General features: G+C 68.8%; 14 protein-coding genes and 1 pseudogene. 7 read left to right on the plus strand and 8 right to left on the minus strand.

What is annotated here, in order from left to right:
* Positions 1-22: 22 nt before the first annotated feature.
* Positions 23-487 (minus strand): hypothetical protein, encoded by a 465-nt coding sequence (locus ACFYLW_RS11160; RefSeq protein ID WP_292085080.1) that lies wholly within the window; start codon positions 485-487, stop codon positions 23-25.
* Between the two features lie 97 nt (positions 488-584).
* Entirely contained in the window at positions 585-1,448 is an 864-nt protein-coding gene (gene mutM, locus ACFYLW_RS11165; protein ID WP_312065164.1) for a bifunctional DNA-formamidopyrimidine glycosylase/DNA-(apurinic or apyrimidinic site) lyase, read from the minus strand.
* A gap of 119 nt (positions 1,449-1,567) precedes the next feature.
* Here mutM and ACFYLW_RS11170 point away from each other — a divergent pair, with 119 nt between their 5' ends.
* Positions 1,568-3,616, plus strand: a complete 2,049-nt coding sequence (locus ACFYLW_RS11170) for an OPT family oligopeptide transporter (RefSeq protein WP_313471877.1) — start codon at positions 1,568-1,570, stop codon at positions 3,614-3,616.
* Positions 3,617-3,621: 5 nt separating this feature from the next.
* Here ACFYLW_RS11170 and ACFYLW_RS11175 read toward each other — a convergent pair whose 3' ends face one another.
* Complete coding sequence (locus tag ACFYLW_RS11175; RefSeq protein WP_312065162.1) at positions 3,622-4,491, minus strand: LysR family transcriptional regulator; 870 nt, start codon at positions 4,489-4,491, stop codon at positions 3,622-3,624.
* A gap of 83 nt (positions 4,492-4,574) precedes the next feature.
* On the opposite strand from ACFYLW_RS11175, the gene ACFYLW_RS11180 reads away from it, so the two are divergent.
* Positions 4,575-5,633, plus strand: a complete 1,059-nt coding sequence (locus ACFYLW_RS11180) for a YeiH family protein (protein ID WP_390182998.1) — start codon at positions 4,575-4,577, stop codon at positions 5,631-5,633.
* Positions 5,634-5,761: 128 nt separating this feature from the next.
* Entirely contained in the window at positions 5,762-7,594 is a 1,833-nt protein-coding gene (typA, locus tag ACFYLW_RS11185) for a translational GTPase TypA (protein ID WP_292085072.1), read from the plus strand.
* Between the two features lie 80 nt (positions 7,595-7,674).
* Here the strand turns inward: typA and ACFYLW_RS11190 are convergent, their stop codons facing one another.
* Positions 7,675-9,339, minus strand: coding sequence for a phosphatidylglycerol lysyltransferase domain-containing protein (locus ACFYLW_RS11190; RefSeq protein WP_292085071.1), 1,665 nt, complete (start codon positions 9,337-9,339; stop codon positions 7,675-7,677).
* A 148-nt stretch (positions 9,340-9,487) separates the two neighbouring features.
* Here ACFYLW_RS11190 and ACFYLW_RS11195 point away from each other — a divergent pair, with 148 nt between their 5' ends.
* Positions 9,488-9,940: a superoxide dismutase gene (locus ACFYLW_RS11195; protein ID WP_292085070.1), complete on the plus strand. Its 453-nt coding sequence runs from the start codon at positions 9,488-9,490 to the stop codon at positions 9,938-9,940.
* A 66-nt stretch (positions 9,941-10,006) separates the two neighbouring features.
* Here the strand turns inward: ACFYLW_RS11195 and ACFYLW_RS11200 are convergent, their stop codons facing one another.
* Complete coding sequence (locus ACFYLW_RS11200) at positions 10,007-10,264, minus strand: GlsB/YeaQ/YmgE family stress response membrane protein (RefSeq protein WP_292085068.1); 258 nt, start codon at positions 10,262-10,264, stop codon at positions 10,007-10,009.
* Positions 10,265-10,446: 182 nt separating this feature from the next.
* Here ACFYLW_RS11200 and ACFYLW_RS11205 point away from each other — a divergent pair.
* A pseudogene (locus ACFYLW_RS11205) lies at positions 10,447-10,719 on the plus strand (helix-turn-helix domain-containing protein); the annotation flags it as partial.
* A 64-nt stretch (positions 10,720-10,783) separates the two neighbouring features.
* A complete protein-coding gene (gene hisN, locus ACFYLW_RS11210) occupies positions 10,784-11,572 on the plus strand; it encodes a histidinol-phosphatase (RefSeq protein ID WP_312065160.1) in 789 nt (262 codons plus the stop codon).
* Here the strand turns inward: hisN and ACFYLW_RS11215 are convergent.
* From ACFYLW_RS11215 to ACFYLW_RS11225, 3 genes are all read right to left on the minus strand, one after another.
* Positions 11,569-12,594: an alpha/beta hydrolase gene (locus ACFYLW_RS11215; RefSeq protein ID WP_312065159.1), complete on the minus strand. Its 1,026-nt coding sequence runs from the start codon at positions 12,592-12,594 to the stop codon at positions 11,569-11,571. The two genes, hisN and ACFYLW_RS11215, sit on opposite strands and share 4 nt — an antisense overlap.
* Entirely contained in the window at positions 12,591-13,490 is a 900-nt protein-coding gene (locus ACFYLW_RS11220) for a methyltransferase (RefSeq protein WP_313471875.1), read from the minus strand. Before ACFYLW_RS11220 ends, ACFYLW_RS11215 begins: the two co-directional genes overlap by 4 nt.
* A gap of 78 nt (positions 13,491-13,568) precedes the next feature.
* The gene (locus tag ACFYLW_RS11225) at positions 13,569-14,369 is read right to left on the minus strand and encodes a methyltransferase domain-containing protein (RefSeq protein WP_312064707.1); all 801 of its coding nucleotides are present in this window, start codon (positions 14,367-14,369) and stop codon (positions 13,569-13,571) included.
* Positions 14,370-14,636: 267 nt separating this feature from the next.
* On the opposite strand from ACFYLW_RS11225, the gene ACFYLW_RS11230 reads away from it, so the two are divergent.
* Complete coding sequence (locus ACFYLW_RS11230; RefSeq protein WP_312064708.1) at positions 14,637-15,113, plus strand: Hsp20 family protein; 477 nt, start codon at positions 14,637-14,639, stop codon at positions 15,111-15,113.
* Positions 15,114-15,167 lie beyond the last annotated feature (54 nt).

Genomic DNA, 15,167 nt, shown 5'->3' on the forward strand with positions numbered 1-15,167 from the left:
GCGCTCCTTATCCGTCGCGGCCTCAGCCGACCCGACGCAGCAGGGTGATCAGGGTCGCGTGGCGCACCACCTCCGACAGGGCCAGGGCGAAGATCACGCCATTGGCCGCCAGCAGCATGGCCGCCGCAAGGGGCTCCGCCCCCAACAGGTCGGGATGCTTCCGCGCATAGACATAGGCGAAGGCCGCCAGACCGCCGAGCACGGCGCTCATCGTCAGAAAGGCCGCCTGACTGGCCTTCAAGGCCACGCCCTGCTCGCGCTCATCGACCACCGACCGCTCCGCCTTCGACGTGCTGACCGCCGCCAGAATGGAAAAGCCGACATGGGCCGCGACGCTGAACCCGATGCAGACCCCCATGGTCCACAGCACCAGATCCTGAGTCAGCAGGCCGTCGGCCGCCCTCAGCCCCAGCCGCACAAAATAGAAGCTCCACACCGCCGACGTGGTCAGCAGCACGCCCCACGACAGTTTTTCCCTGAACGACATTGCCGCCTCCTCCTTGATCCCAAGCGATGAGGCGATGTCGCATGACGTAGACACGATGTCTATTATTTTTTACATCACGTCGAATTTTTCCGACACATCACCGCTTCTGGCAGACCGGACAGAAGAAGGTCGAGCGCCCGGCCTGAACCACGCGCGCCACCACGCCGGAACAGCCTTCCGTCCGGCACGGCGCGCCCTCGCGGCCATAGACGTCGAAGCGATGCTGGAAATAGCCCTGCCCGCCCTCGACATTGGCGAAGTCCTTCAGCGTCGAGCCGCCCGCCGCGATGGCGTCGGCCAGGACATTGCGCACCTCGGTCGCCAGCCGCTCCAGCCGAGGCCGGCTGACCTTGCCCGCCGCCGTCAGCGGCGAGATGCGGGCGCGATAGAGGGCCTCGCAGACATAGATATTGCCCAGCCCCGCCACGATCCGCTGGTCCAGCAAAGAGACCTTGATGTTCTGCGCCTTGCCCGCGAAGGCCTCGGCCAGATGCGCCGCGGAAAAGCCGTTGCCCATCGGCTCCGGCCCCAGGTCCACGAACCAGGCATGACCCTCGACCGCCTCGGTCGGGATCAGCCCCATGAAGCCGAACCGCCGCGCGTCGGCGTAGCCCAGCCGCGTCAGCACCCCGCCGCGCTCCGCCGTCAGGCTCATGTGCTCGTGCTTGCCCGCGATCGGCGCATCCGTCTCGAACACGCCCGGCGCCGCGCCCTCCAGGGTGAACCGCCCGGTCATGCCCAGATGCGTCACCCAGGTCTCGCCGGTCGACAATGGGAACAGCAGATACTTGGCCCGGCGGTCCAGCCGCAGCACCGTCGCCCCGTCCAGCCGCTCGACGAACCGCTCGGGAAAGGGAAAACGCAGATCCGGCCGGTTCTGACGCGCCATCGTCAGCCGCGCCCCCTCCAGCACCGGTTCCAGACCACGTCGCACGGTTTCGACTTCGGGTAATTCAGGCATGGAGAAAGAGGTAGAGCCTGACGCCGCACAAGAGAAGAGGCCGACCCCAAGCCCCGCGACCCGTTGTCACGGCCGCGCTTTCGGGCTTACCTCCGGCGCGACAACGGAAAGAACCGCGCATGACAGACAAACCCGCCGGAACCGGCAAACGCATCGAACTGACCATCCGCGCCCTGATCCTGGGCTGCTTGCTGGCGGCGGTCTTCACGGCGGCCAACACCTATCTGGGACTGAAGGTCGGCCTGACCTTCGCCTCGGCCATTCCGGCGGCGGTCATTTCGATGGCCCTGCTGCGCGCCTTCAAGGGTTCGACCATCTGGGAGAACATGACGGTTCAGACCGTCGCCTCGGTCGGCGGCGCCATGAGTTCCATCATCTTCGTCCTGCCGGGTCTGGTCATGATCGGCTGGTGGATGAACTTCCCCTTCTGGGAGTCGGTGGCCATCTGCGTGCTCGGCGGCGTCCTGGGCGTGACCTTCTCCATCCCGCTGCGCCGGACGCTGGTGGTTCAGGGCGGCCTGCCCTACCCCGAGGGCGTCGCCGCCGCCGAGGTGCTCAAGGTCGGCTCGCCCGGCGCCGATGAATCCGCCGAGGCCGTGCGCGAGAACCGCTCGGGCCTGTTCGTGGTGATCGGCAGCGCCATCGCCTCGGCCTTCTTCGCCTTCCTGGCCTCGGCCCGAGTCTTCGCCGCCGAAACCACCGCCTTCGCGCGCCTGCCCGCGGCTCTGGGCGGCGGCGCCACGGGCGTCGGCTTCTCCATGCAGTTCGCCCTGCTGGGCGCCGGTCACCTGATCGGTCTGGCCGTCGGCCTGACCCAGCTGTTCGGCCTGGTCCTGGCCTGGCTGATCTTCGTCCCCATCCTGACCTCGCCCGAGTTCGTCGCCTGGGCCGCCGCCCACGGCATCCCCTCGATCGCCGCCAGCCTGCCCGCCGGCGCCCCGGCCGAGGAACTGGCCATGACCGTCTGGGCCAAGGAAGTCCGCTTCATCGGCGCCGGCGTCATCGGCGTGGCCGCCCTGTGGACCCTGGCCAAGCTGGCCGCCCCCCTGGTCGCCGGCCTGACCTCGGCCATCGCCGCCCAGACCAAGCGCGCCCACGGCGAGGTTCTGGACCGCACCGAGCAGGACATCCCGATCAAGATCGTCGGCCTGTTGTCGGTCGCCGCCCTGGTCGGCATCGCCGTCCTGCTGGCCGTCTTCGCCCAGGGCACCGCCCTGGCCGGCTCGACCCCGCTGCTGGTCGTCGGCGGCCTGATCTATGTCGTGGTCATCGGCTTCGCCGTGGCCGCCATCTGCGGCTACATGGCCGGCCTGATCGGTTCGTCGAACAGCCCGGTTTCCGGCGTCGGCATCCTGGCCATCATCATCGCTTCGCTGCTGATGCTGGGCGTCATGGCCGTGTCCGGGGTGCCCGCCGATCCCTCGATCATCGCCTTCGCCCTGATCGTCACCGCCGTGGTCTTCGCCGTGGCCGTCATCTCCAACGACAACCTGCAGGACCTCAAGACCGGCCAGCTGGTCGAGGCCACCCCCTGGCGTCAGCAGACGGCCCTGCTGGTCGGCGTCGTCGCCGGCGCCCTGGTCATCCCCTTCGTCCTGGACATGATGAACCAGGCCTTCGGCTTCGAAGGCGGCCCGCCCGCCATCGTCGAGGGCTCGCAGACCCTGGCCGCGCCGCAGGCCACCCTGATCTCGGCCCTGGCCAAGGGCGTCATCAGCGGCGAGCTTCGCTGGGACCTGATCGGCGTCGGCGCCCTGGTCGGCGTCGGCGTCATCATCCTCGACGTCGTCCTGCGCCGCGCCACCAAGGACAAGGTCAAGCTGCCGCCGCTGGCCGCCGGCATCGGCGTCTATCTGCCGGCCGCCGTCACCACCATGCTGGTTGTCGGCGCCGTCTGCGGCTGGGCCTATGAGAAGTGGATCGCCACGACCCGCTTCGCCGAGGTCGGCCGCCGTATGGGCGTCCTGCTGGCTTCGGGCCTGATCGTCGGCGAGAGCCTGTTCGGCGTCTTCACCGCCGCCGTCATCGTCAGCACCCGCAACGAAGCGCCGTTCGCCCTTCTGCCCAAGGATACGATGTGGCCCGCCATGTGGGCCGGTCTGATCGCCTTCGCGGTCCTCACCGGCGCCCTCTACGCCTGGATCCGCAGCCGCTCGGCCAAGGTCTGAACTGACTAAAGCGCGGAGGCGAAAGCTTCCGCCGCCCGGCTGGGCCGCCGTTCGCGGTGGCGCAGCAGATGAAACGGCCGCTCGGGCAGATCGAGCGGCAGACGAACCAGCCGCCCCGCCTCGATCAGGGGCTGGGCGGCCAGTTCCGAAATCGCCGTGACCAGCCCCCCCGCCGCCACCGCCGACAGGATGGCCTCGTTGGACGGCAGGGTCAGAACCGCCCGCAGCCCCGCCGCGACGCCGCTCGGCAAGGCCGCCTCGAACTCGCTGCGGGTGCCCGACCCCTCCTCGCGCAGAACCCAATCCAGCGCCTTCAGCTCCGCCGCCGACAGAGGCTCGACCCGCCCCGCCAGCGGATGCCCCGGCGCCGCCACCACGACCAGCCGGTCGGCGTCGATCCGCACTTTCTCGACCCGAGACGCCTCGAAGGCCCCCTCGATCAGGCCCAGTTCCGCCTCGCCCGCCAGCACCGCCTCGACCACCCGGTGCGTGTTGCCGATCGACAGGTGCAGCTGAATCTCGGGGTGGGCCCGCGCAAACGCCGCCATCCGCGGCGGCAGCCAGTAGGCGGCGATGGTCTGGCTGGCGAACAGCCGCACCGCGCCGCGCTTCAGCCCGGCCAGATCGTCCAGCACCCGCTCCGCCGCCTCAGCCTGAGCCAGCACCGCCCGCGCCTCCGGCAGGAAGGCCGCGCCGGTCGCGTTCAGAGCCAGACCCCGCCCGACCCGGTCGAACAGCCGGACCCCGTACCGGGCCTCGAGCGCCGCCACCGCCGCGCTGACCGCCGACTGGGTCAGGTGCAGCGCCTCGGCCGCCCGCGTCATGTGCAGGCGCTCGGCCACGGCGACAAAGATGCGGAGTTGTTCCAGCGTCATGAGCAATCAATCGCCCTTATCGATCATTAAATCCAGAACAATACGTTGGATCGATCAGATGACGGAGCAGATGATGCGGCGTCATGACGACCGCCCACCATTCCGCCCACGCCCCCTCTCATCAGGCCGCTCCCCTGCGCGGCCTGGCCCGCCTGCTGCCCGGCGTCCTGCTGAGCGCGGGCGTCGGCGCGGTCGCCTATGGCCTGCAACTGATCGAGACCTCGCTGTTCGGCCATCCCTGGGTCGAGGGGCTGGTCATCGCCATCCTGATGGGCGCGGGGATCCGGCTGTTCTGGACCCCGTCGAACGTCTGGACGCCCGGCGTGCAGTTCAGCGCCAAGACCCTTCTGGAGGTCGCCGTCGCCCTGCTGGGCGCGACAGTGTCCGGCGCCGCCGTCATGGCGCTCGGCCCTGTCCTGCTACTGGCCATCGTCGGCGTGGTCGTTCTGGCCATTATCGGCGGCTATGCCCTGGGCCGCGCCTTCGGCCTGCCGCCCGCCATAGCGCTGCTGGTCGCCTGCGGCAACGCCATCTGCGGCAACTCGGCCATCGCCGCCGTGGCCCCGGTCATCGAGGCTGAGGGCGAGGACGTGGCCGCCGCCATCGGCTTCACCGCGGTTCTGGGCATTCTGGTGGTCCTGCTGGTCCCCGTCGTCGGGGCGCTGATGGGCTTTGACGCGACCAGGGTCGGGGTTCTGGCCGGTCTGACCGTCTATGCCGTGCCCCAGGTCCTGGCCGCCGCCGCCCCCGCCGGCATGCTGGCGGTTCAGACCGGCGCGATCGTCAAGCTGGTCCGCGTCCTGATGCTGGGACCGATCTGCCTGGTCCTGGGCCTGCTGCGCTCCGGCAAGGCAGAAGGCGCCAAGCGGCCCAGGCTGCAGCACATGGCGCCCTGGTTCATCCTCGTCTTCCTGGCTCTGATGGGTCTGCGCTCGGCGGGCCTGATCCCGGGGGTCGTCCTGCCGCCGCTTCAGGCCGGCGTGACGTCGATGACCCTGATCGCCATGGCGGCGCTGGGCCTGATGGTCGATCCGCGCGCCGTGGTCCGGGCCGGGCCGCGCGTGGCCGCCGTGGCCGCCCTGTCGGCCCTGCTGATCGGCGGCCTTGCACTGGTCACGATCGTGCTCATTTTGCCCGGCTGACGCACAATCGAACCGCCCCGCTGGTCTTTCAGACGATAGGGCTGTAAGAGGCGCCGCTTCCTTCCCGCTTTCCGCATCTTGCAGCGGCCCGGACTTCCGTGGCCGAACACAGTCCGCCCGAGCCCGAAATGAACCTTCGTAACGTCGCTATCATCGCCCACGTTGACCACGGCAAGACTACCATGGTTGACCAGCTGCTGGCTCAGTCCGGCGTCTTCCGAGCCAACGAGGCGACCACCGAGCGCGCCATGGACTCCGGCGACCAGGAAAAAGAGCGCGGCATCACCATCCTGGCCAAGTGCACCTCGGTCCTGTGGAACGGCAAGGCCGGTGAAACCCGCATCAACATCATCGACACCCCCGGCCACGCCGACTTCGGCGGCGAGGTCGAGCGTATCCTGGGCATGGTGGACGGCTGCGTCATCCTGGTCGACGCCGAAGAGGGCGTCATGCCCCAGACCAAGTTCGTCCTGACCAAGGCGCTGAAGATGGGCCTGCGCCCCATCCTCTGCATCAACAAGGTCGACCGCGCCCACGCCGATCCGGACCGCGTCCACAACGAAACCTTCGACCTGTTCGCCGCCATCGGCGCGACGGACGAGCAGCTGGACTTCCCGCACATCTACGCCTCGGGCCGCTCGGGCTGGGCCACGCTGGATCTGAACCAGCCCAACGACAACCTGGCCCCGCTGTTCGACCTGATCGTCGACCACGTGCCGGCGCCCAAGGTTCAGGAAAACCGCGACAAGCCGTTCCAGATGCTGAACGTCCTGATCGAAAGCGACCCCTTCCTGGGCCGTCTGCTGACCGGCCGCATCCAGAGCGGCAAGGCCGTCCCCGGCATGGCCATCCACGCCCTGGACCGCGACGGCAAGGAAATCGAGCGCGGCCGCATCACCAAGGTTCTGGCCTTCCGCGGCCTGAAGCGTCAGCCCCTGGACGAGGGTTCGGAAGCGGGCGATATCGTCGCCATCGCCGGCATGTCCAAGGCCACCGTGGCCGACACCCTGTGCGCCATGGAAGTCGTGGACGCCCTGCCGGCCCAACCGATCGACCCGCCGACCATCTCGATGACCGTCTCGGTCAACGACAGCCCCCTGGCCGGCCGCGAAGGCGACAAGGTCCAGTCGCGCGTCATCCGCGACCGCCTGCTGAAGGAAGCCGAGGCCAACGTCGCCATCCGCGTCACCACGACCGAAGGCGGCGACGCCTATGAGGTCGCCGGCCGCGGCGAACTGCAGCTGGGCGTTCTGATCGAGAACATGCGCCGCGAAGGCTTCGAGGTCTCGATCTCGCGTCCCCGCGTGGTCTTCCAGACCGGCCCGAACGGCGAGAAGATGGAACCGATCGAAGACGTCATGGTCGACGTCGACGACGAGTTCTCGGGCATCGTCATCGAGAAGCTGTCGGCGCGTAAGGCTGAAATGACCGACATGGGCCCCTCGGGCGCCGGCAAGACCCGCATCCAGCTGAAGTGCCCGTCGCGCTCGCTGATCGGCTATCAGGGCGAATTCCTGACCGACACGCGCGGTTCGGGCGTGCTGAACCGCGTCTTCTCGCACTACGAGCCGCACAAGGGCGCCATCGAGGGTCGCCTGAAGGGCGTGCTGATCTCGAACTCGGACGGTGAAACCGCCGCCTTCGCCCTGTGGAACCTGGAAGACCGCGGCGTCATGTTCGTCGGCGCCGGCGAGAAAACCTATCAGGGCATGATCATCGGCGAGAACAGCCGCTGGGACGACCTGGACGTCAACCCGATCAAGGGCAAGCAGCTGACCAACGTCCGCGCCGCCGGCAAGGACGAGTCGGTTCGCCTGACCCCGCCGCGCCAGATGTCGCTGGAGCAGGCCATCGCCTATATCGAGGAAGACGAACTGGTCGAGGTCACGCCCAAGTCGATCCGCCTGCGGAAGCAGGTGCTGAACCCTTCGTTCCGCAAGAAGCGCGTCAAGCCTGAGTAAGACAAAGGGGCGGACCATACGGTCCGCCCCTTTTTTGTTTGTGGCGCCTATCGCTCCTCGGGCTGCTCGAGGCCTTTGAGCTACTTCTTCAAGCCCAGCAGACCCAGCCAGCCGCCGCTGGTCAGCAGGGCCACGTCCAGCAGGGCCAGGGCCAGAGGCGTGGAGGTCGAGGCGGCGATGAACTTGGGCCGCCACGCCGGGCCGAACTTGCCCTTGTAGGCGCGCAGGCCCTGGAAGCCGTAGACCGCCCCGCCCTCCTCGAACACCAGGGCGCCGACCCGGGCGAAGACGGGGGCCAGACGCCGGTCCTCCAGCCCCGACAAGGGCGCCATGCCCAGGTCCAGGCGCTCAAACCCCTCGGCGCGCGCCCACTGCGCGGTGCGGGTGAAGAGATAGTCCATGATCCCGTGCGGCCCCTCCGGATCATGCCGCATCAGGTCGATCATCGCCTCTTCGCCGCGCGCCCCGACCAGCAGGTTGGCGAAGGCGACGATGCGTCCCCCCTCGCGCGCGACGGCGACCGGCGAGCGATCCAGATAGTCGATATCGAACCGCCCCAGGGAGAAGGCCTTTTCCGACCCGTTGTGGTGATTCAGCCAGGCGTCTGACACCGCTCGCAGTTCGGCCTCCAGCGGCCGGACGGCGCCGGGCGCCAGGACCTCGAACGTCGCCCCCTCACGCTCGGCCCGGTTCACGGCGGTGCGCAGGTTCTGCTTGCCCTTGCCCTCGGTCGAGAAATGCGCGGCGTCGATCACCGCCGCCTCGCCCACCTTCCGGACCGCCAGCCCCAGGGTCGCCAGGTCCGCCAGCATGCCCTCGCCCACCGAATAGAAGACCGGCGCCCCGCCGTAGCTGTCGGCCATCTCGGCGAAGGCCCACAGAAGCTCCAGCCGTTCGGCCTTCAGGCCCGCCGCCTCGCCCATGGCGATCCAGCGCCGTCCTCGCACGCGGTAGGCGATGAAGCTGCGCCCCGACGGGCTGAACAACAGCGCCTTGTCGCCCAGAAGGGCCAGGCTGGCTTCGGGCGCCGCTGTATCGGCCTGATCCAGCGCGAGTCGAGCGCGCGCGATCTCGGCGGGCCCCGCCGGGCCATGGCTCCTGGCGCCCGGGGCCGTCAGCAGCGAGCGCACCGCCACCGCCAGGGTCAGCACCGCCAGAACGGCCCCTGCGCGCAGGAATCCCGAGGCCTGCTTGTCGGTCAGGAAGGTCCACCACAACTCGTCGGTATAGGCCGTGTCGCGATAGGCGAAGAAGCCCAACCACAGCATGGCGGCGACGGCGGCGGCCAGCATCAGCAGCCAGCCCGGCCGAAGCGGCTCGCCCAGACGCGAGCGTCGGTTGAACGCGGCCCGGCACGGCAGCAGCAGGGCGGCCGCCAAAGTCAGTTCCGCCGCCTCTTCCCAGTCCAGCCCCTTCATCAAGGAGAAGACCGCCCCCAGCATCAGTCCGAACAAGGCGGCGTAGTAGGCCCCTCGGCGGCGACGCCACAGGCCCGCCGACACCAGCAACAGCAAGAAGCCGGTCACGCTGGCCGCGAAATGCGACAGGTCGATCAGGATGGGAGCCGAAATCCGGTCCAGCGCCTGCAGTCGCCCGCTAAAGGCCGGCGTGGCCGCCGACAGCAGCATGACCGCGCCCAGACCGAACGAGGCCACGGCGAAGACCTGCGGCGTCAGTTCATAGGCCAGCCCCCCCAGCCGCTGAAGGATCCGCCCGAGTCCGCCTGGCCGTTTCGTCGTCGTCATTCATCCTCGCGGGGCGTTGCGCCCCTCATAAAGCAGGAATCGGCCGTTTGCGGCGCTGAAAAGGTCATTTCTAGGCGTCTGAAACAATCCGAAACGCAGCGAGTTCACCTTTTCGCGAGCGCCAGACTCGCCCAACCGGAGTGACCTCATGATCCGCAAAACCGCCCTGCTGACCGGCATCGCCGGCGCCTTCCTCATCGCCGCCCCTGTGCTCGCCCAGGACGCCACGACGCCGCAGACGCCCGAACCGGCTACCGCTGAGGCGGCCGCGGCTCAACCCCAAAGCCTGACCCTGACGCCCGGAACTGTGGTCAAAAGCGCCGACGGATCGGAGCTCGGCAAGCTGGTCGGCGCCCAGAACGGCCCCTCGGGCCAGGAACTGACCGTACGAGGCGCTGACGGCTCTGTCCGCCCCGTGCCGGTGGCCGGCATCCGTCAGGATGGCGACGCCATCGTCGTCAACGCCAGCCTGTCGGACTTCCAGGCCGCAAGCCCGATCGCCGGCGAAGCCCCGGCCGCGGCCACGCCCCCGGTCGATACGCCCGACACGCCCCCGACCGAACCCGTCGAGCCGCCGGCGGCTGACGAACCGACCGCCTGATCACCGGGCGAAATGCAAAGGGGCGGCCCGTCGGGCCGCCCCTCTTCATGTCGGCCTGACCAGCCGTCAGGCTCGCTTTTTCACCAGACCGAGCAGGAACAGCAAGACCACCGCGCCCAGGGTGGCGACGATGATGCCGACGATCCAGTTGCCCGAGGCGTCGATACCCAACAGGTTGTTGGCCAGAAAGCCGCCGATCAACGCGCCGATGACCCCGACGATCAGGTTGGTCAGCAGACCGTGGCTGCGCTTCATGATCTTTTCCGCCAGCCATCCGGCCACGATGCCGATGATGATCCAGGCGATGAATCCAAATCCGCTCATTCAGTCCCTCCCATGACAAGGCGTGACGCCTTGACCGTTAATGCGTCTCGCCCGCTCAGGTTGCCTCTCCTGTCGAAAGCTTCGCCGTTCGCGTCCCAGGCGAACTCGGCACGCGCCTTGCGACGACGGGCCTGAGCCGTGCCGATCCGGTACAGCACAGATTGTCAGAAGGAGGGGCCGTCATGGCCGCCGATATCGATCTTCATCTGGGCCGCCGCCTGCGTCGCCGCCGTCGCCTTCTGGGCATGACCCAGCAGCAGTTGGCCGTTCAGGTCGGCGTCCGTTTCCAGCAGGTCCAGAAGTACGAGTGCGGCGCCAACCGCATCTCGGCCGCCCGCCTGTGGGAACTGGCCGAAGCCCTGTCGACCCCGGTCAGCTACTTCTACGACGGCCTCGGCGAGGCGAGCGAACGCCCTCCCGCTACGACCGGCGTCGAACCCTTTACGCGCGACGAAGCCGCCTGAGGTCATCCTGACAAGCCCCCTCGCCCCTGGGCGGCGGGCGGTGTATCAGCCCGGCATGACCGCACTGGAAGCCTTCGCCGTCGAACTGTCGCATGAGGCCGCGCGCACGGCCCTGCCCTATTTCCGCGGCGACAACGCCGAGGAGAACAAGGCCGGCCCCGGCGCCTTCGACCCCGTCACCGAGGCCGACCGCGCCGCCGAGGCGGCCATCCGTCGCCTGATCGCCGCCCGCTATCCCGAGCATGGCGTCATCGGCGAGGAATACGGCGAAGACCGTCCGGACGCCGAGCACGTCTGGGTGCTGGACCCCATCGACGGCACCCGCGCCTTCATCGCCGGCCTGCCCTTGTGGACCACCCTGATCGCCCTGCGCCACGAAGGCGCGCCGGTGATCGGCGCCATCGGTCAGCCCTATCTCGACGAGATCTTCCTGGGCGGGCCGTCCGGCGCGCGCCTGTTGCGAAACGGCGACGAGACCCCGTTGAAAACCCGTGCCTGTCCGGCACTGTCCGACGCCCTGATCGCCACCACGGACCCCGACATCTTCGTCGGCGACGACCGCGAGGCCTGGGCGCGCTTGCGCGCCTCGGCCCGGCTGGCCCGTCTGGGCTGCGACGCCTACGCCTACGCCATGCTTGCGGCGGGGCGCATCGACCTGGTGGCCGAAACCGAGCTGAAGGTCTGGGACTGGTCGGCGCTGAAGCCGGTCATCGAGGCGGCGGGCGGCCAGGTCACCAGCTGGACCGGCCAGGCCCCGGACGGCGACGGCCGCATCCTTGCGGCAGGCGACGCCGCCCTGACCGCTCAGGCCCTGGCCGTTCTGAACGCCCAGGCGGTGCCCTAGGTAGATCCTGTGGCCGGAGCCGGCGTCGCCGCCTCGCCTTCGGCCGGGGCGACATAGCCGGCCAAGGCGTCGAACTCATCGAGGAAGACGCCGCGCAGCGGGTCCGCCTCCATGATCACCTCATGCAGGGCGCCCGGCACCTCGACATAACGCCCCCGGCCCAGACGGCGCGCCGCCCAGCGATTGGTCTGCTTCCAGACCTTGTCGTCCTCGGTTGCCTGAACCACGCAGACCGGAATTTTGACCGACTTGAGCGCCCGCGGCTTCAACGCCCGCTCGCCGGCGTCCAGGGCGAAGGCCAGCCACCCCCAGGTGGGGCCGCCGATGGCCAGATGCGGGCAGGCGTAGAGCTGCTGACGCCACAGGTCGTAGCGCGCCTGGTCCGAAGTCAGGCCGTCCTTCTCGAAGGTGTGATCGAAAGGATCGTCTGGGTCGTCCAGCACATAGTCGCCTGCCTTGCCGTGGCGCAGGTTCCACCGCACCGCCAGCTTGACCGACCACATCGACCGCTTGCCGGTCTTGATGCGCAGCATGGGGCTGGAAAGGACCGCCCCGGCGAAGCGGTCCTCACCGTCCTCCAGAGACAGCAGGTTCAGCGCCCCGCCCATGGAATGGCCCACCATGATCCAGGGCTTGGGCGCGCGCGCCTCATAGGCGTCCAGAAGGCGGGCGTAATCGTCCAGGAACTCCTCCACCGCCCGGGCGTGGCCGCGCAGCCGGTCGGGCAGAAGCCGCGCCGACAGACCCTGGCCGCGCCAGTCGTGGGCCAGGACGCAGAAGCCGCGCGCCAGGAAGTTGCCGATGACCTCGAAGTATTTCTCGATCGGCTCCGTGCGGCCGGGACTGAGGACCACCGTGCCGCGCGGCGTCCTGGCCTGCATGGCCGACGGCGTCCAAAGAGCGGCGCGCAGACGAAGCCCGCCCGCGCCGCGATACCAGTCGCCCTCTCCGCCGGGGGGCGAGGCGGCGCCGGGAACCCCCATCAGGGGCGCGTGGGCGGCGAAGGCGTTGGCGCGGGTCACTCGGGCTTCCTGAACTTCAAGGTCATGCGATCGCTTTCGCCGATCGCGTCATACTTGGTGCGGTCGAACTCGGGATTGGCCGGCTGGCCCATGGGCGCGGTCAGGCGAATGGGGGCGAGGGTGTCGGCCCCGAACGGGTGATCCTTGCTGTCCTTGGGATTGGCGTTGATCTCGGACGCCTCGACGAAGACGAAGCCGGCCTCGGCGGCCAGTTGTTTGACAAAGGCCTCCTGCACATAGCCGTTGGCCGCCGCCGGGTCCTGATCCTCATCGGGTTGAAGCCGGTGTTGCTCAACACCGAGGACCCCGCCCGGACGCAGAGCAGCGAAGGCGTCGGCGAAGGCCTTCTCGGCGATGCCCGCCGCCATCCAGGCGTGGATGTAGCGCATGAAGAGAACCAGATCGGCAGTCCCGGCGGGCGCCACCGGCCCAGTGCCCGCGCCGAAGGCGCTGAACTGGACTTCGCCGTAAAGCTTCTTGTCCGCCTCCAGCCGCGCCTTGAGCGCGGCGTTCAGCGCCACCTGGGCGGGGTCGGCCGCCGGTCCTTCGGCGAAGCCGGCGAGATAGAGCGCGCCGCCGCCCTTGTTCAGATAGGGGGCCAGGATTTCGATGTACCAGCCGCTGCCTGGCCAAAAATCGATGACCGTCATCTTCGGTTGCAGACCGAAGAAGCGCAGGGTCTCGATCGGATGCCGCGAGGCGTCGCGCGCCTTGTCCGCAGCGGACCGCCAGGGGCCGGCGACCGCCCATTCCAGCGAGCCTTCCGGCGGCCCCGCCGGAGCGGCGGGCGCCTCAGGCGTCGCCTTGTCTTCCTTCTTGCCGCAGGCGGCCAGGCCCGCGAAGGCGGCCATGCAGGCGCCCGCCAGAACCGCGCGTCGCGTCGAACGCTCAGCCATGCGCGCCTCCCTGGGTCAGGATCATCATGACTTCGGGCTTAAAACGCTTCTTCCCCGTGGTCAAAACCGCAGACGGCATCAGTTCGCGGCCTCGGGCTTGCGGAAACGCAGGGTCATGCGATCGCTTTCGCCGATCGCGTCAAAGCCGGCGCGTTCCTCGGCGGTCAGGGTGCGGCCGTTGCGCTCAGAGGTCCGCGTCGGCGGCAGGGTCCAGACGCCGAACGGGTGATCGCGGTCGTCCCTGGCGTTGGCGTTCAGTTCGCTGCGGGCTTCCAGCTCGAAGCCGGCGCTGCGGGCCGCATGGATGACGTAGCTCTCGGGCACATAGCCCGTCGGGGCGACATCGGCGACGTTCAGACCGTCGACGCTGCGGTGCTGCTCCACCGCAAGGACGCCGCCCGGTTTCAACGCCTTGAAGAAGGCCGCCAGGTATGGCTCGGCGCGACCGTCGCGCGACCAGTTGTGGAAGGCGCGCGCCACTACCACCATGTCGGCGGAACCATCCGCCACGCCCATGCTCTCCGTCGGCTTGCTGACCGGCACGTAGCGCCCGCCGGTGGCCGCCGCATAGGGCTCCAGGATGTTACGCCACCAGCCGGCGCGGCCCGGCTCTATCTCCACCACCGTCAGACCGGGCTGCAGCCCCCAGAAGGTCAGGGTTTCGAACGGATGGCGCTGGCTGTCGCGGGCGCGGTCGGCCTCGGGACGGGTCGTCGAGGCGACGGCGGCCTGAAGGGCGGCGTCCTCGCCCATGGTCGGCATTTCCATCGACAGGCCCTGACGATGCGGCAGAGGCGCAGACTCGGGCGGAGCGGTTTGCGCCAGGGCCGGCGCGGCGAGGGCGGACGCCAAAAGGGCGGCGAGGACGAGGGGTCGCATGGGGGGCTCCGGTCAGTCCTGGAAGAAACAATCTGTAACCCTTACGGCGCTTCGCGGTCTCGGCAAGGCGCGGATTGGGCCAAGCGACGATTTCGCACGCCCCTTGCGCGATGGAAAACGCCGCCTACCTCTTCATTCGAGAGCGCCGATCCCGGGCTCTCCAGACCTTGCGGGGCCGAATGCGGACCGTTGGGCCTGAATCCCCTCCGCCGTCCGGGGCAAAATCGCCGGGCGGCTCAACCTTGCTGAATGTCAGAAGGATGACCCATGCGTACCTATGATTTCTCGCCGCTGTACCGTTCCGCCGTCGGCTTCGACCGTCTGGCCCGCCAGCTGGAAAGCGCCGCGCGCTCCAGCCAGGAAAACGGCTGGCCCCCCTATAATATCGAGACGACCGGCGAGAACGCCTATCGCATCGAGATCGCCGTCGCCGGCTTCTCGCCCGATGAACTGAACATCGAGGCGAAGGAAAACCAGCTGACCGTCACCGGCAAGAAGGCCGCCAACGACGATACGGCGCCCCAGAAGACCTATCTGCATCGCGGCCTGGCCGAGCGCGACTTCGAGCGCCGCTTCCAGCTGGCCGACTATGTGGTGGTCAAGGGCGCCGACCTGTCGAACGGCCTGCTGACCATCGACCTGCAGCGCGAGCTGCCCGAGGCCCTGAAGCCGCGCCGCATCGAGATCGCGACCGGCCAGCCCCTCATCGAGGGCAAGACCGACAAGGCGAGGAAGGCCGCCTAAGCGCGGCGATCGCCTGAAGAACCGGGAAGGGGCGGCGTTCGCGTCGCCCTTTTT

This window comes from Brevundimonas sp. NPDC007368 (assembly GCF_042869015.1).
GTDB lineage: Bacteria > Pseudomonadota > Alphaproteobacteria > Caulobacterales > Caulobacteraceae > Brevundimonas.